Source organism: Pantoea sp. FN0307, from assembly GCF_050113815.1.
GTDB lineage: Bacteria > Pseudomonadota > Gammaproteobacteria > Enterobacterales > Enterobacteriaceae > Mixta > Mixta alhagi.
In genome coordinates this window covers 106,774-123,535 of the sequence record NZ_JBNJSO010000006.1, presented here as the reverse complement: position 1 = coordinate 123,535, position 16,762 = coordinate 106,774, and the positions used below count along the sequence as shown (strand labels likewise).

Genomic DNA, 16,762 nt, shown 5'->3' with positions numbered 1-16,762 from the left:
CTATTGTGGTTTCGGGGGACGATGCATGCTGAACGTAAGCGAGTACTTTGAAGGAAAAGTGAAGTCGATCGGTTTTACCAGTGCCAGCACCGGACGCGCCAGCGTTGGGGTGATGGTGGAAGGTGAGTATGCTTTCGGAACCGGTCAGCCAGAGGAGATGACGGTGATCAGCGGCGCATTAAACGTGCTGTTACCCGGCGAAACCGAATGGAAAATCTATGAAGCGGGCGGTGTGTTCCACGTTCCCGGTCACAGCGAGTTTCATTTGCAGGTCGCAGAGCCAACCGCCTACCTTTGCCGTTATCTGTAACGCTAAATGTGCGCCGCCAGCGGCGCACATCCGTTATTAGCGCAGGACTCGGGAGACATCCCGCGCTGTGCAGCGCTGATTAACGCTGCGCCTCGCCGCCTAACGCTTCGGTCAGGTTGCTGACCAGCGCCGCCAGTTCGCTGGTCATCAGAATAAAGTCTGCATCGAAACGCTGCGCAAAATCTTCCCGATCGATATCATCGTTTTGTTCACGTAGCGTATCGGCAAACTTCAGGCGCTTCAGAGAGCCATCATCCGCCAGCACCAGCTGAATACGTTCCTGCCAGTCCAGCGCCAGTTTGGTTACCAGCTTGCCTGCTTCAATATGGTTAGCAATCTCATCGCAAACCAGATCCTGTTTCTTACAGCGGATAACGCCGCCATCTTCCAGAATGGCTTTTAGCTCCGCTTCATCCATCAGTGCAAAGCCTGCCGGCAGATCGCCGGAGCGTACCCATTCGGTTAAGGTCAGCTCAATCGGGTTTTCCAGCGTCAGCGGCACCACCGGCAGCGAACCGATGCTTTTACGCAGCAGCGCCAGGGTATCTTCCGCTTTTTTCGCGCTGGCGCAGTCCACCATAATCAGGTTATTGACGCTGTCGATCCAGAGATAAGTCTGGCTGAAGCGGCTAAAGGCGCGCGGCAGCAGACTATGCAGCACCTCATCCTTCAGCGAATCTTTTTCTGTTTTTTTCAGCTTGCGCTGCTGCTCTGCTTCCAGTTTCTCAATTTTGGCTTCCAGCGCCTGCTTGATCACCGGAGAAGGCAGGATTTTCTCTTCTTTACGGGCGCAAATCAGGATCTGTCCGTTATTGACATGCGTCAGGGCTTCACTACGCGAACCCATTGGCGAAACCCAGCCGGTTTTCGCCATATCCTGACTGCCGCACGGGGAAAAGGAAAACGCAGCGAGTTGTTTTTCCAGGTCGTCTGCGGACAGTGGAATGTCACGATTCAGACGATAAATCATCAAGTTTTTAAACCACAACATAGGGTTTTCCTTTGCCGGATGTGTATAAATTCACAGGTCATAAACGGTGCGCGCATGATAGCGAAACATCGGCGACGGGTCATTGCCTTTCCGGGCGCTGCCTTCTAATGTAACGCTCATCCTGACAAAAAAGAGGAATATCCTGTGCGTATTGGCATTGATTTAGGCGGTACCAAAACAGAAGTGATTGCCCTTTCTGATGCCGGTGAAACCTTGTTTCGCCATCGCGTTCCGACGCCGCGCCATGACTATCCGCAAACGCTACAGGCGATTGTCGATCTGGTCCGGCTGGCGGAGGAGAAAACAGGTCAGCAGGGCAGCGTCGGGCTGGGTATTCCCGGTACGCTGTCGCCTTACAGTCAGCGGGTTAAAAATGCAAACTCCACCTGGCTGAACGGCCAGCCGCTCGACAGAGATCTGGCGCGTCTGCTGGATCGTGAAGTGCGCATTGCCAACGATGCCAACTGTCTCGCGGTTTCAGAGGCGGTAGATGGCGCGGCGGCGGGCAGGGCGCTGGTTTTTGCGGTGATTATCGGCACCGGTTCCGGCGCGGGTATCGCTATTAACGGTGTCAGCCATGCTGGCGGCAACGGCAATGGTGGTGAATGGGGGCATAATCCGTTGCCGTGGATGGATGAGGATGAGCTTCGTTTCCGTGAAGAAGTACCGTGCTACTGCGGGCAGAAAGGCTGTATCGAGACCTTTGTGTCCGGTACCGGCTTCGCGACTGATTACCAGCGTCTGAGCGGGAAAAGCCTAAGCGGCGCGGAGATCGTTGCGCTGCTGAACCAACAGGATCCCTTAGCTGAACTGGCAATGAGCCGTTATGAGTTGCGTCTGGCGAAGTCGCTGGCACAGGTGGTTAATCTGCTCGATCCCGATATTATCGTACTGGGCGGCGGAATGAGTAACGTTGAGCGCCTCTATCAGACATTGCCAACGTTGATGAAGCCCTGGGTGTTTGGCCGTGAATGCGAAACGCCAGTGGTGAAAGCGCAACACGGCGACTCCAGCGGCGTGCGCGGCGCCGCCTGGCTGTGGCCGCTGGCCTGATCGAGGCGGAAAGCGCTTAGCCAGGGCGAAAGGTCACCATAATATTTTGCGGCGCGCCCGCTGGCGGCGTGGGGAGCTGCCGATCGCTGCTGACAGCCTGCCAGGCTTTCAGACAAAGCGCTTCGTCGCCCTCAGTGCGTAACACCTGATAGCCGCGCCGGGGATCGTAACCGATCGTTACATCGCAGCGCTGACCGTGATAACGATCCGCACGATCAAAATGGCGGGATACGCGCTGTTCTATTTCATTCACCCACGCGCAGTGCGCATGCTCCGCGTCGCTACAGCGGGCGGCAGAGTCAGGATGCGCGGGAGCGGGCTGAGGCGAGAGCTGACAACCGCTCAGCGCCAGCAGGGCAAACGCCGGGGCGAGGCGAAAAAACCACATATTTTTTCCTTACAGACTGATGAGTTGCTCAGCGCACGGTATCATGCGCGCTGCGCCGACAACAGGCGCATCAGACTGAAAATTGCCGCTCCAGTCGGCTGTAGCCAAGGCCGTTAACCTTACGCACTTTTATCTGTACCGGAATGCGCTCTTTCATCGCCTCGACATGGCTGATCACGCCAATGGTTTTGCCACTGGCGTTTAACGCATCCAGTGCATCCAGCGCGGTATCCAGCGTATCCGCATCCAGCGTACCGAATCCCTCATCAAGGAACAGGGATTCAATCCGGGTTTTATCACTGACCAGATCCGAAAGCGCCAGCGCCAGCGCCAGGCTTACCAGGAAGCTTTCGCCGCCCGACAGCGTGCGCGTATCCCGCCTGGCATCAGCCTGCCAGGTATCCATTACCTGCAGCTCCAGGGTATCGCTTGATTTACGCTGCAGCAGATAACGCCCATGCAAGCGATCAAGCTGCTGATTCGCCAGCCAGACCAGGTGATCAAGCGTCAGACCCTGCGCAAAGCGCCGGAATTTATCGCCGCTGCTGGAGCCGATCAGCTGATTAAGGTAACCCCAGTCTTCGACCTGCTGGGTATTCTCTTCAATTTGCTGCAGCAAACTCTGCTGCTGCTGACGCTGCGCATTATCGCTCTCCAGCTGCTGACGCCGTTGCCCTTGCTGACGAACCGTGTCATGCAATAGCTGCTGCTGCGCTGCCAGTACGGCTTCCAGCTCCGGTAGCGTGAGGTTTACATCATCAGGACGTTCAAGCTCATGCTGCGCCAGGCTTTGTTCAGCGCGCAGCGCCAGCGTCATGGCCTGCTGACGCTGCGCCTCCAGCTGCTGACAGCGCTCACGCAGCGCCTGCGCCTCCTGCTCATCCAGCAGTGCGGCACGGAAAGCCGCTTCATCACTAAAATGGCTCGCCTCCAGTGCCTGATTAAACTGCATTAACCGCTCGTCGTAACGTTTCTGTGAGGTCTCCAGCTGCTGCGCCAGCGAATTATGCTGTCCGGTCAGATTATTTAATTGGTCCTGACTTTGCTGCCAGCGCTGTTGCTGTTCACGCGCCTGATTTTCCGCCTGCAACAGACGCTGCTGCCACTGCTGACGAACTTCGGCAATTGTGCTGTCACCCAATAGGCCGTGGCGTTGCTGACGCAGCGTCTCCAGCTGCTGCTGCTGTGACCGCAGCAGGGTTTCAGCACGTTGTTTCTGCTGCGCCAGCTGGGCCAGCTCTTCGTTGACCGCGTTCAGCGCCGTATCGCAGGCGGCGAGGCGCGTCGCAATATCGGTAAGTACTTGCTCGCTTTCCTGCCAGCGCCGCCATTCCTTCTGACGCGCTTCCAGCCACGCCTGTTCGGCCTGCGGCTCCGGCGGCGTAAGCTGATGCTGAGCCAGTTCCTGTGCCAGCGTTTCAGTAAACTGTTGTCGCTGCGTCGTGAGTTGCTGACACTGCTGTTCCGCATCCTGCCGCTGCTGCTGACCGTAGCGCAGCTGCTGTTCCGCCAGCTGGCGCGCCTGTTGCTGTTGTTGCCAGCGTTGCTGACAGGCCGCCAGCGCCTCTTTTGCCTGCTGCAGGCTGCGGGCAGCCTGTTCCAGCTGCTGAAGCTGCTGCTGTAGCCGCTGCTCCTGCTGCTCCTGCTGGCCGATCCAGGCGCTAAGCCCCGCTTCATCCTCCAGAGACAGCGCCAGGTTCGCCGCTGCCAGCAGCGTTTGCCATTCATCCTGCTGGCGCAACAGCTCGCTATGAAGCGTCTGCTGCTGCTGGCTTAGTCGCGCCTGCTGGTTTTGCAACGCCTTTAGCTGTTCGCTACAGGTGACGCCGGCAATTTTTAACTGCTCCTCCTGCTGGCGTATCTCTTCAAGGCGCTGCTGATTTTCCGTTAAGGTCAGCGTCTGGTAGCGTTCCACCGCCGGATGCTCGGTGGATCCGCATAGGGCGCAAGGCTCACCGGCGACTAAGCGCGCGCGTTCCTGCTCAAGGCTAACAATGCGGCGTTCCAGCTCCAGACGCTTTTCCAGATCGACGCGATGCTGATGCTTCTCTTTCCACGCCTGGCGCTGCTCTGTAAGCTGCTGCGTTTGTAGCAAGATTTGCGTATCCAGCGCCTGCAGCTCCTGCTGTTGCTGGGCGTAACGCTGGCTCAGCGGGCGCAGCGTAGAGGAGACGATAGCCAGTTGCTGCCGCAGCGGGCGCTGCTGCTGTAGCTGCTCCAGCTGGTAACGCAGCGTGCTTTCCGGCTGTTGCTGAAGTGCAGTAAGTGCTTGCTCTGCCTGCTGTACCTTCTGGCGCGCCAGCTCCAGTTCGCTTTCCAGCGGAGCGGCCTGAGTCATCAGTTGCGCAAGCTGATGTTGCTGTTCGTCGCACTGTTGCTGATGCTGGCGCTGCCGGTTCTGCAATATGCTCAGGTTCTCCTGAAGCTGTTGCTGTTGCTGAAAACGCGCACGCCAGCCGCCCAGCAGATCGCCCCAGTTCACAACCTGAGCATGATCGCTGCGCCACTGTTGCTCTTGCTGCTGTTGCGTATGCAGCGTCTGATGTTCACTGCTCAACTGCTGCTGACGCTGTTGGCGCTGCTGTAGCGCCTGTTGGTTTTCCTGCAGCGTTTGCTGCTGAAGGCTAAGCTGCTGCGTCAGCGTATCAATTTGATGGTCAAGCGGGATCACCTGTTCGTTGATCAGGCTTTCCTGCTGTCGCCATTGCGTATTCAGCTGCTGCTGTGCCTGTTCAGCCTGTTGCTGTTTGTTCTGTAAAGTTTGTAACTGCTCACTGGCCTGCTGAAGTGAAGCGGAGAGCTGCTGTGCCTGCTGGTTAAGCTGTGCCAGATCCTGCTGTAGCTGCTGACGCTGCTGCCAGAGCGGACGCAGTTTTTCCGCCGGTTCCGATCGCGCCAGTTTCTGACGTTCCGCCTCGGCACATTGCCAGTTATTTTCCGCCTGCTGCTGCGCGCTGCGCGCCTGGTTTTTTTCTTGCTCCAGACGCTGCTGCTGACTCAGCCACTGCTGCTGCTGTCGTAGCGCGTTAAGCTGGAGATGCAGTTGGTTTTCCTGCTGCGCCAGCGCCGCTATTTCACTTTGCAGCGCTATTCGCGTCGCTTCATCCAGCAGCGCCATGCCAGCGGCGCGCGCCCGAAGCTGATCCAGCTCCACGCGCGCCTGTTTATGTTGCTCATAAATACGCGATGAGAGCTGACCGTAAATCTCAGTGCCGGTCAACTCTTCCAGCAGCTCGGCACGATCGTTGGCGTCAGCGTTCAGGAAGGCGGCAAATTGTCCCTGCGACAGCATCATCGATTTGGTAAAGCGGGCAAAATCGAGACCGGTTAACTGAGCGATCATCTCCAGCTTATCTTTCACCTTATCAGCAACGATGACGTTATCCGCACAGCGCGCCAGCTCCACACGCGGCGCCTGCAGATTGCCGTCCACCGCGCCGCGCGCCCGGTTCTGGCTCCAGAAGGCGCGCCAGGCTTCACCTTTCACCTCAAACTCCACTTCGGCGAGGCATTCGGCGGTATCGCGGCTGATCAGCTCATTTTGCGTTTGGGATATTTTCCCCAGACGTGACGTTTCGTGATAAAGCGCCAGGCAAATCGCATCAAGCAGGGTGGTTTTACCGGCACCGGTTGGGCCGGTGATGGCGAAAAGTCCGCTGCTGGCAAAGGGCTCGCGGGTGAAATCAATTTTCCATTCGCCTTTGAGCGAGTTGATGTTTTTAAAACGCAGGGACAAAATTTTCATGGCTGGCTCTCCTCGCCCTGATAAAGCGCATCCAGCGTGCCGCTAAATAACTGGCGTACGCGCGTGCGCCGCGCCTCATCCATTTCCTCTTCCTGTTCCAGGCGTCGTTCAAAAACCTCCTCTACCTTTAGTTCGTTCAGCGTCTCATTTTGCAGACGAGCAAGCGCTCGCTCACGCTGTTCGCGGCTGCGGCGCATCAGCAGCACCTCCACCGGTAAACCTTCAGTTAGCGCCTGGATATGCTGCTGCATGTTATGCAGATATTCCTGAGTGGTGATTTCGATATCCAGCCACACCGGACGTGACGGAGAGGCATTGGCAAAGGGTTTTAGCTGCTGCTCGATCTCTGCCAGCGTGCCCTTGATGGTCTGCATTGGCTGAAAACCAGGCACCGGCAGCGGCTCAACGCTGGCCAGCTTGCCGTCGGCAAAACTCACCAAAAACACGCTTTTCTCGCTGCCCAGCTCATCGAAGCTGAGCGGCAGCGGAGAGCCGCTGTAGCGAATATGTTCGCTGCCGGCGATGCGCTGTGGGCGATGAATATGCCCGAGGGCAATATAGTCAGCGGCGGGAAACGCCTGCGCCGGAAACGCATCCAGCGTGCCGATATAGATATCGCGCACCGCTTCGCTTTTGCTGACGCCGACGGTGGTCAGATGGCCGGTAGCGATTACCGGCAGCGGTTTTTCCGCCTGCTGGCTAAGCTGACGAGCATGCTGGTAGCTGCGCTGATAGTGCTGCGTAATGGCGTTCAGCAGGCTGATCTGCTTTTGTTCGCCGGACTGACCCGCCTGGCTGCGCATAATGTCACGTGGCCGCAGGAAAGGGATGGCGCACAGCACCGCGCCCGGTGTGCCCTGGCGCGTGGTTAAGGTCAGCACCTGCTCTTCGGGATCGCTGCTGGCAGCGGCAATCACGCGCGTGTTCAAACAGGCCAGCAGTTCGCGTGATTCGTTGAGCGTGGCGACGGAATCGTGGTTGCCGCCCAGCACAATCAGCTGGCAGCCGGTGCGATGCAGATCCACCACGAAACGGTTATAGAGTTCACGTGCATAGCTGGGCGGCGATCCGGTATCAAAGATATCGCCGGCGACAATCACCGCATCGACCTGATGCTCTTCAACACGCTCAATCAGCCAGTGAAAAAAGGCCTGATGCTCGGCGGCACGGCTGCGGGTATAAAAAAACTGACCGAGATGCCAGTCTGAAGTGTGAATAATGCGCATAAAACTCCCAGCTAATAGCAGAACGCCGGGGCGATTATAACCAGAGCTAAGCTGCAGAGGGGAACTGGATTGATCATTACCTGCGTCTGGGTTTCAAAAAATGGTTACTGATTGCTTCACAAAAGCGTTACGAAAGCACCATTGGGGCCGTGCATTTTTCATAAATCTGTCATAAAACTGACGCATAATGACGCCGCAAATCCCCGTGACCAAGAGTCACATTCGCAGGAGCAATAATGGCTAAGCGCATTCTGGTTGTCGAAGATGAAGCCCCCATCAGGGAAATGTTGTGTTTCGTGCTGGAGCAAAATGATTATCAGCCCATCGAAGCGGATGATTATGACAGCGCTGTCAACCTGTTAATCGAGCCATGGCCCGATCTGATCCTGCTGGACTGGATGTTACCCGGCGGCAGCGGCATTCAGTTTATCAAACATCTCAAGCGCGAAGCGATGACGCGCGATATCCCGGTCATGATGCTTACCGCGCGCGGCGAAGAAGAAGATCGCGTGCGCGGCCTGGAAGTGGGCGCCGATGATTACATCACTAAACCGTTCTCACCAAAAGAGCTGGTGGCGCGCATCAAGGCGGTAATGCGCCGCATTTCGCCGATGGCGGTTGAGGATGTGATCGAAATTCAGGGGCTGAGCCTGGATCCTTCTTCGCACCGCGTGATGTCAGATACCACGCCGCTGGAGATGGGCCCGACAGAATATAAACTGCTGCACTTTTTTATGACGCACCCGGAGCGCGTGTACAGCCGTGAACAGCTGCTGAACAATGTCTGGGGCACCAATGTTTACGTTGAGGATCGTACGGTTGACGTGCATATTCGGCGGCTGCGCAAGGCGCTGGAGCTGACCGGTCACGATCGCATGGTGCAAACCGTACGTGGAACGGGTTATCGTTTCTCCGCTCGTTACTGATCGGAGTCTGCCTCGTGCTGGAACGCCTCTCCTGGAAGAGATTATTACTGGAACTGGTGCTGGTCTGTTTGCCCGCGCTGCTGGCTGGCCTGATTATCGGCTATTTGCCGTGGTTCCTGCTGTGCGCCGTACTGCTGTTGCTGGGCTGGCACTTCTGGAATTTGCTGCGTCTGTCACACTGGCTGTGGACCGACCGCTCTATGACGCCGCCTGGCGGTCAGTGGAGCTGGGAGCCGCTGTTTTATGGGCTTTACCAGATGCAGCTACGCAACCGCCGCCGTCGCCGCGAATTGGGAAACCTGATTAAGCGGTTTCGCAGCGGGGCGGAATCCCTGCCCGATGCGGTGGTGCTGACCACCGATGAGGGCACTATTTTCTGGTGCAACGGTCTGGCACAGCAGCATCTGGGGCTGCGCTGGCCGGAAGATAACGGTCAGAACATCCTTAATCTGCTGCGCTATCCTGAGTTTTCCCGCTATCTGCGTCAGCAGGATTTTGTTCGTCCGCTGACGCTGGTGATGAATAATCAGCTGCATATGGAATTTCGCGTAATGCCCTATAGCGAAGGGCAGTGGCTACTGGTGGCGCGCGATGTTACGCAGATGCACCAGCTGGAGGGCGCGCGCCGTAACTTCTTTGCCAACGTCAGCCATGAGCTGCGCACGCCGCTTACGGTGCTGCAGGGCTATCTGGAAATGATGGGCGATGCGGTGCTGGAGGGAAAATCCCGTGAAAAAGCGCTGCAAACCATGCAGGAGCAGACGCGCCGGATGGATGGTCTGGTTAAACAGCTGCTGACGCTTTCACGCATTGAGGCTGCGCCCGCTATCGATCTGGCGGAGAAAGTGGATGTGCCGATGATGCTGCGCCTGCTGCAGCGCGAAGCGGAAACCCTGAGTAATGGCCGGCATCATATTGCGTTTCATGCCGATGCGCAGCTAAAGGTGTTCGGTAACGAAGAGCAGCTCCGCAGCGCCATCTCTAACCTGGTCTATAACGCGGTCAACCATACGCCGGAAGGCACGCATATTGAGGTCAGCTGGCAATTCTGCAAACAGGGCGCGCTATTTGCAGTGAAAGATAACGGGCCGGGCATTGCCCAGGAGCATCTGCCGCGTCTGACCGAGCGATTTTATCGGGTGGATAAGGCGCGATCGCGGGCCACCGGCGGCAGTGGACTGGGGCTGGCGATTGTTAAACATGCCCTGAGTCATCACGGCGCTCGCCTCACCATTACCAGCCAGCCGCATAAAGGGACCTGTTTTAGTTTTATCCTGCCGACAAGGTTGATTGTCAGCCAGCATCTGCCGGACAATGCGGCGCGTAAAATCTGACGGATGCAAAGTATGAAAATCATCATGGTGCTGCTGCTGCTGTTTTCCGGCGCGCTGCAGGCAAAACCCGCGCTGCTGGCAGGGAATCTCAGCAGCGTTGGCTCAGATACGCTGGGCAACCTAATGGCGCTGTGGGGCGAAAGTTTCAATCTTCAGTATCCGGGCGTTAATGTGCAGGTACAGGCCGCCGGATCCTCCACCGCGCCGACCGCGCTTGCCGCAGGCGCGGCACAGCTGGGCGCAATGAGCCGTCCAATGCAGCTTTCGGAACGTCAGCTTTTTCAGCAGCGCTACGGCTATCCGCCGCTGGCGGTGCCGGTCGCGCTGGATGCGCTGGTGGTGGTGGTGAATCAGGATAATCCGCTGACCCGGCTCAATGCGCAGCAGCTGGACGCGATTTTTTCCGTGACGCGGCGCTGCGGGGCACCCCGTTCACCGCATACCTGGGGCGATTTGGGATTACAACAGCTCAGCTGGCGCGATCGTTCGCTACAGCGGCTGGGGCGTAACTCGGCGTCCGGCACCTGGGGTTTTTTCAAGCAGCAGGCGCTTTGCAACGGCGATTTTCGTCGTGACGTGGGCGAATATCCTGGTTCTGCGGCAGTGGTGCAGGCGGTAGCGGGCAATCTTAATGCTATCGGCTATGCCAGCTTTGGCTTCCATATCAGCGGCGTGAAAACGCTGGCGCTGGCAAAAGAGGGCGAAGCGGTAATGCCCGATGCCACAACGATTCGTAATGGGCGCTATCCCTATGCACGCCCGCTTTATATCTATATCAATAAGCCGCCAGGCAAGATGCCGGAGCCGCTTACCGCCGCGTTTTTACGTCATGTGCTTTCTCCGCAGGGGCAGGCGCTGGTGACCCAGGCGGGCTACTTACCCCTTTCCGATCGGCAAATCCATCAGGCAAAGGCGCTGCTGGGATTATAAGCGCGCCGGTTTTTTCAGCATAAACATGAATATTTTTCATGTCTTGTGAATTTTCCTCCCTTGCCGCTGAACAAAAGTCATGAGACGCTGATTTCAGACATTTAGACATCCAGAAGTCTTAAATATAAAGTTCTGAAACTATTTCATCGGTAAATCAGCGGGGCGGGATCGCCTCGTTACAGGAGTTGAAAATAATGCAAAGAACAACCGCCCCTTTCCGTGCCGACGTGGTTGGCAGCTTTTTACGGCCTGCAGCGATCAAGCGCGCCCGCGAGCAGTTTGCCGCCGGAGAGATTGATGCTGCGGCGCTGCGTCGTGTGGAAGATGAAGCGATCCGCCACGTCGTAGAACAGCAGCGCGCCTGTGGTTTGCAGGTGGTAACCGATGGTGAATTTCGTCGTGCCTGGTGGCACTTTGATTTCTTTGACGGTCTGCAGGGCGTGGAGCGCTATGAGGCGGAGCAGGGGATTCAGTTCAACGGTATTCAAACCAAAGCGCGCGGCGTGCGCGTAACCGGCAAGCTGGGCTTTGGCGATCATCCGATGCTGGAAGATTTCCGCTTCCTTAACAGCATCAGCGGTGACGCTGTCGCTAAAATGACCATCCCCAGCCCGAGCGTGCTGCACTTCCGTGGCGGACGCAAGATGATTGATGCTGAGGTCTATCCAGATCTGGCGGACTATTTTGACGACCTGGCATTAACTTACCGTGATGCCATCAAAGCCTTTTATGATGCAGGCTGCCGCTATCTGCAACTGGATGACACCGTGTGGGCCTATCTCTGCTCGGAAGATCAAAAGCGTCAAATTCGTGAGCGCGGCGATGACCCGGAAGAGCTGGCGCAAACCTATGCGCGCGTACTGAACAAAGCGCTGGAAGGCAAACCAGCAGACCTGACCGTTGGGCTGCATGTCTGCCGGGGTAACTTCCGTTCTACCTGGATCTCTGAAGGCGGCTATGAGCCGGTAGCGGAGATTCTGTTTGGCGGCGTCAATATTGATGCCTTTTTCCTGGAATATGATAACGAGCGCTCCGGCGGCTTCGAGCCGTTGCGCTTTATTAAGCCGGGCAATCAGCAGGTGGTGCTGGGGCTGATCACCACAAAAGTCGGCGAGCTGGAAGATCCGGAAAGCGTGAAGGCGCGTATCGCTGAAGCAACGCAGTATATCGATATCAATCAAATTTGCCTCAGCCCGCAGTGTGGCTTTGCCTCCACCGAGGAAGGCAATAATCTTACCGCGCAGCAGCAGTGGGATAAACTGCGTCTGGTAGTGGATATTGCAAAAAACGTCTGGTGAGTGGCGTAAATGTGTGCAAACAGGCGCGTAAAAACGCGCCTTTTGTGCATTAAGGCCGACAACAATGAAGAAATTAACGCCGGGCTGGTGAAAAAAAAGTCACATCATGTAATGTGCTTTAGGCATAGCTTGAAGTGATTCTCTGGTCTGAAGCCTATATTCGTTATATCACTCTGCTTTTCCGATCCTGTATTGCCTTTCTTCGCTATAAACGTTTTACTTACGCCGCTTATCGCGGCTTTCCTCTGTGAAAAGAACAAAATTAGCTCATATCACTGCGTTTGCGGTCGTGAACAGACATTACTTAATTGATTTGTCCTATCCGACAGCATGTTAGCGTAGAGAGGGTGCAGTAAGCATTCACACAACATCCACCGCAACATCTGTAGCAGGCAATTCAGCTTTATGACACATCGTTTAACGTCGAAAGACATCATTGCGCTGGGCTTTATGACTTTTGCCCTGTTTGTTGGCGCAGGCAACATCATTTTCCCTCCCATGGTCGGTTTACAGTCAGGCGAACATGTCTGGATGGCGGCGCTTGGGTTCCTGGTTACCGCAGTGGGTCTACCGGTTATTACGGTGATCGCGCTGGCACGCGTTGGCGGCGGTATCGATGCGCTAAGCTCGCCAATAGGCAAAGCGGCTGGCCTGCTGTTGGCTACGGTCTGCTACCTTGCTGTAGGGCCGCTGTTCGCCACGCCGCGCACGGCGACCGTTTCCTTTGAAATCGGTATTGCTCCGCTGACCGGCGATGGCGCGATGGCGCTACTGGTTTATAGCCTGATCTATTTCGCGCTGGTGATCGCTATTTCACTTTATCCGGGCAAACTGCTGGATACGGTGGGGCATATTCTGGCACCGCTGAAAATCTTTGCGCTGTTTATTCTGGGCGTGGCGGCGCTGCTGTGGCCTGCGGGAACGCATATTCCGGCTACCGACGCCTACCAGAACGCGGCCTTTTCCAGCGGTTTTGTTAACGGCTATCTCACAATGGATACGCTGGGTGCGCTGGTGTTCGGCATCGTTATCGTTAATGCCGCGCGTTCACGCGGCGTGGACGACGCACGTCTGCTGACGCGTTACACCATTCTGGCCGGTCTGATTGCCGGTGTCGGCCTGACGTTGGTCTACCTGAGCCTGTTTCAGCTGGGGTCCGGCAGTGGTTCGCTGGCCGATCAGAATGCCAACGGCGCGGCAATCCTGCACGCCTATGTGCAGCATACCTTCGGCGGAATGGGGAGCTTCTTCCTGGCGGCGCTGATCTTTATCGCCTGTATGGTAACGGCGGTGGGGCTGACCTGTGCCTGTGCCGAATTTTTTGCGCAATATCTGCCGTTTTCCTATAAAACGCTGGTGTTTATTCTGGGCCTGTTCTCGATGGTGGTCTCTAACCTGGGCCTGAGTCATTTGATTCAGATCTCCATTCCGGTGCTCACTGCCATCTATCCGCCGTGCATCGTACTGGTTGTGCTCAGCTTTACCCTGAGCTGGTGGAACAAAAGCGCCCGCATTATTGCGCCGGTTATGCTTGTTAGCCTGGTATTTGGTATAATCGACGCGATTAAAACCACCGGCTTTAAAGATGTGCTGCCTGCCGTTAGCCAACACCTGCCGCTGGCCGAGCAGGGGCTTGCCTGGCTGCCGCCTTCGCTGGTTATGCTGATCGTTACGGCATTAGCCGACCGCATGATGGGGCAAGAGCGGGTCAGGGCGCATCATTAAACCTGATACAATTCGGTCTTAACCACGGGCATGCCCGTGGTTTTTCATTTCCACAGGTAAGATGTCATTATGCAAGAAACCAATAAGCTCAAACGCGGATTGAGCACACGCCATATTCGTTTTATGGCGCTGGGATCGGCGATTGGGACCGGGCTGTTTTACGGTTCTGCCGATGCAATAAAAATGGCCGGGCCGAGCGTGCTGCTGGCCTACGTTATCGGCGGTGCCGTGGCGTACATTATTATGCGTGCGCTGGGCGAAATGTCCGTCAACAATCCGCAGTCCAGCTCTTTCTCGCGTTACGCGCAGGATTATCTCGGCCCGATGGCGGGCTACATCACCGGCTGGACCTACTGCTTTGAAATCCTGATAGTTGCGATTGCCGACGTTACCGCGTTCGGTATCTATATGGGCGTCTGGTTCCCCGACGTGCCGCACTGGATTTGGGTTCTGAGCGTGGTGCTGGTGATCGGCGCCGTTAACCTGATGAGCGTCAAAGTCTTTGGCGAGGTGGAGTTCTGGTTCTCTTTCTTCAAGGTCGCCACCATTATCATTATGATCGCAGCGGGCCTGGGCATGATTATCTGGGGGATCGGCAACGGCGGCCAGCCAACCGGCATCCATAATCTGTGGACCAATGGCGGTTTCTTTGCGCACGGCATTGTCGGCATGCTGCTGTCGCTGCAGATGGTGATGTTTGCCTATGGCGGCATTGAAATTATCGGTATCACCGCCGGTGAAGCGGAAGATCCGCAAAAATCGATTCCGCGTGCCATTAATTCGGTGCCCTGGCGTATTCTGGTTTTTTACGTGGGTACGCTGTTTGTGATTATGTCGATCTATCCGTGGAACCAGGTTGGCACGCAGGGCAGCCCCTTTGTTTTGACTTTCCAGCATCTGGGCATTGCGGCTGCGGCCTCTATTCTGAACTTTGTGGTGCTGACCGCCTCGCTCTCGGCGATTAACAGCGATGTATTTGGAGTAGGGCGCATGCTGCACGGTATGGCGCAGCAGGGCCATGCGCCAAAGATGTTCATGAAAGTCTCCGATCGCGGCATTCCGTGGGTAACGGTTGTAGTGATGATGCTGGCGATGTTGATTGCGGTTTATCTGAACTACCTGATGCCGGAAAAAGTGTTCCTGGTTATCGCCTCGCTGGCCACCTTCGCCACCGTTTGGGTATGGATTATGATCCTCTGTTCGCAGATCGCTTTCCGCCGTACGTTGAGTAAGCAGCAGGCGCAGGCGCTGAAGTTCGCGCTGCCGGGCGGCAGCTATACCGCCATTTTCGGCGTGCTGTTCCTGGTGTTCATTATCGGTTTAATCGGTTATTTCCCGGATACCCGCATTTCGCTCTATGTCGGTGCGATCTGGATTGTGCTGTTGCTGGCGGGCTATAAGCTGGTGCGTAAGAAGTCAGCATGATAAAAAAAGCCGCAGCGATGCGGCTTTTTTTATGGGTATAGTAATTAATGCCTTTCCGGTTATTAACCGCCCTGAATGAAGTCTGTATTTCAGGGCCAGATATAAACAGAGTTGGGTGGCTGACTAAAGGTGAGGCTTATTCTCTGCGTTAGCGGCAAAAGCACGCCAGTCATAACCGGTCGGCGTTTGATGGACGCGCAGACCAAAGGCTGGCAGCACCGCATAGATATAGTCAAAAATATCAGCCTGAATACGCTCATACTCCAGCCATACCGTGGTATTGGTAAAAACATAAATTTCCAGCGGCAGTCCATCGGTACCGGGTGCCAGTTGTCGCACCATCAGGGTCATGTTTTGATGGATCTGCGGATGACTTTTCAGCCAGGCCTCCAGCCAGGCGCGGAAAGTACCGATATTAGTCAGATGGCGTCCATTTAACGGTATGTTTAAATCGCTGCTTAAATGCGCATTATGCTGTTCGATCTCAACCATTTTCTGTTTAATATAAGGCGTTAATAGCTGCGCATGCTGTAGCTGTTCCAACTCATTCTTGTTCAGAAAGTGAATGCTGGTAGTATCGATATTGATGCTGCGCTTGATCCGGCGTCCGCCTGATTCCGACATACCACGCCAGTTTTTAAACGAGTCGGCAATCAGCGCATAGGTGGGAATAGTGGTGATGGTGTTATCCCAGTTGCGCACTTTTACCGTTGTCAGCCCAATATCGATTACGGCACCATCTGCGCCATATTTAGGCATATCCAGCCAGTCGTTCAGCTTTAACATGTCGTTTGCCGACAGCTGAATACCCGCCACCAGACCCAGAATCGGATCTTTAAACACCAGCATCAGCACGGCGGTCATCGCGCCCAGGCCGGTAATCAGCACCAGCGGCGATTTACCCATCAGCACTGAAATAATCATGATGGCAAACAGGATAGCTGCCACCAGCTTGATACTCTGAAAAATACCGCGCAGCGGCAGCTGTCGGGCAAGCGTGCTGTTAGCTGATAGCTCCAGCAGAATGTCTAACAGCGAAAACAGCATCAACAGTAAAAAGAGCATCATCCAGACCTGCGAAAACACCAGCAGAACGGCGTGCAGCGGCTCACTGTTGGACAAAAACAGGTCGATCTGGATATTGAGCAGAACGCCCTGCAGCAATAGGGCAAAGCGGTTAAAAAGGTGATTATCGATTAATGATTTCGCCCATTGCTGGCTTGAGGCGTAGGCGCGACGTTTTAACATCGGCAATACGGCACGGTGAAGCAGCCAGTGAGCGAGCAGCGAGATCAGTAATACGATAGCAATAACTATCGCTAAAGAGAGCGGCGTGGCGTAAGGCACATCAAAATGATGAAGCCAAAAAAGAATTTGGTGTTGCATATTATCTCCCTGAGAATAGTGCTCT

13 protein-coding genes are annotated in these 16,762 nt (G+C 55.7%); 8 read left to right on the top strand and 5 right to left on the bottom strand.

Annotation, left to right across the window (positions count from 1 at the left end; genetic code table 11):
- Positions 1 to 25 precede the first annotated feature (25 nt).
- On the top strand, positions 26 to 310 hold the full coding sequence (ppnP, locus tag ACQE3Z_RS16670; protein WP_085067753.1) for a pyrimidine/purine nucleoside phosphorylase: 285 nt from the start codon (positions 26 to 28) through the stop codon (positions 308 to 310).
- A gap of 79 nt (positions 311 to 389) precedes the next feature.
- Here ppnP and rdgC read toward each other — a convergent pair whose 3' ends face one another.
- Positions 390 to 1,301, bottom strand: coding sequence for a recombination-associated protein RdgC (gene rdgC, locus ACQE3Z_RS16665; RefSeq protein ID WP_250652029.1), 912 nt, complete (start codon positions 1,299 to 1,301; stop codon positions 390 to 392).
- Positions 1,302 to 1,445: 144 nt separating this feature from the next.
- Here rdgC and mak point away from each other — a divergent pair, with 144 nt between their 5' ends.
- Positions 1,446 to 2,354, top strand: a complete 909-nt coding sequence (mak, locus tag ACQE3Z_RS16660; RefSeq protein WP_426974643.1) for a fructokinase — start codon at positions 1,446 to 1,448, stop codon at positions 2,352 to 2,354.
- A 16-nt stretch (positions 2,355 to 2,370) separates the two neighbouring features.
- On the opposite strand, the gene ACQE3Z_RS16655 is transcribed toward mak, so the two are convergent.
- From ACQE3Z_RS16655 to sbcD, 3 genes are all read right to left on the bottom strand, one after another.
- A complete protein-coding gene (locus tag ACQE3Z_RS16655; protein ID WP_426974642.1) occupies positions 2,371 to 2,742 on the bottom strand; it encodes a cell envelope integrity protein TolA in 372 nt (123 codons plus the stop codon).
- Positions 2,743 to 2,812: 70 nt separating this feature from the next.
- Positions 2,813 to 6,487 (bottom strand): SbcC/MukB-like Walker B domain-containing protein, encoded by a 3,675-nt coding sequence (locus ACQE3Z_RS16650; protein ID WP_426974641.1) that lies wholly within the window; start codon positions 6,485 to 6,487, stop codon positions 2,813 to 2,815.
- Entirely contained in the window at positions 6,484 to 7,713 is a 1,230-nt protein-coding gene (gene sbcD, locus ACQE3Z_RS16645) for an exonuclease subunit SbcD (protein WP_426974640.1), read from the bottom strand. The genes ACQE3Z_RS16650 and sbcD overlap by 4 nt, the downstream gene beginning before the upstream one ends.
- Before the next feature lie 236 nt (positions 7,714 to 7,949).
- Between sbcD and phoB the strand changes: the two genes are divergently transcribed.
- The 6 genes from phoB to proY all read left to right on the top strand — a co-directional run bounded on the left by phoB (position 7,950) and on the right by proY (position 15,351).
- Positions 7,950 to 8,639 (top strand): phosphate response regulator transcription factor PhoB, encoded by a 690-nt coding sequence (gene phoB, locus ACQE3Z_RS16640; RefSeq protein ID WP_085067747.1) that lies wholly within the window; start codon positions 7,950 to 7,952, stop codon positions 8,637 to 8,639.
- Between the two features lie 14 nt (positions 8,640 to 8,653).
- A complete protein-coding gene (gene phoR, locus ACQE3Z_RS16635) occupies positions 8,654 to 9,973 on the top strand; it encodes a phosphate regulon sensor histidine kinase PhoR (protein ID WP_426974639.1) in 1,320 nt (439 codons plus the stop codon).
- A gap of 12 nt (positions 9,974 to 9,985) precedes the next feature.
- Positions 9,986 to 10,903: a PstS family phosphate ABC transporter substrate-binding protein gene (locus ACQE3Z_RS16630; RefSeq protein WP_250652035.1), complete on the top strand. Its 918-nt coding sequence runs from the start codon at positions 9,986 to 9,988 to the stop codon at positions 10,901 to 10,903.
- Between the two features lie 194 nt (positions 10,904 to 11,097).
- The gene (locus ACQE3Z_RS16625) at positions 11,098 to 12,201 is read left to right on the top strand and encodes a cobalamin-independent methionine synthase II family protein (RefSeq protein WP_426974638.1); all 1,104 of its coding nucleotides are present in this window, start codon (positions 11,098 to 11,100) and stop codon (positions 12,199 to 12,201) included.
- 405 nt (positions 12,202 to 12,606) lie between these two features.
- On the top strand, positions 12,607 to 13,926 hold the full coding sequence (gene brnQ / locus ACQE3Z_RS16620; RefSeq protein ID WP_426974637.1) for a branched-chain amino acid transporter carrier protein BrnQ: 1,320 nt from the start codon (positions 12,607 to 12,609) through the stop codon (positions 13,924 to 13,926).
- A 69-nt stretch (positions 13,927 to 13,995) separates the two neighbouring features.
- Positions 13,996 to 15,351, top strand: a complete 1,356-nt coding sequence (gene proY / locus ACQE3Z_RS16615) for a proline-specific permease ProY (RefSeq protein ID WP_426974636.1) — start codon at positions 13,996 to 13,998, stop codon at positions 15,349 to 15,351.
- A gap of 123 nt (positions 15,352 to 15,474) precedes the next feature.
- On the opposite strand, the gene ACQE3Z_RS16610 is transcribed toward proY, so the two are convergent.
- Positions 15,475 to 16,737, bottom strand: coding sequence for a mechanosensitive ion channel family protein (locus ACQE3Z_RS16610; RefSeq protein WP_426974635.1), 1,263 nt, complete (start codon positions 16,735 to 16,737; stop codon positions 15,475 to 15,477).
- Between the last annotated feature and the right edge of the window lie 25 nt (positions 16,738 to 16,762).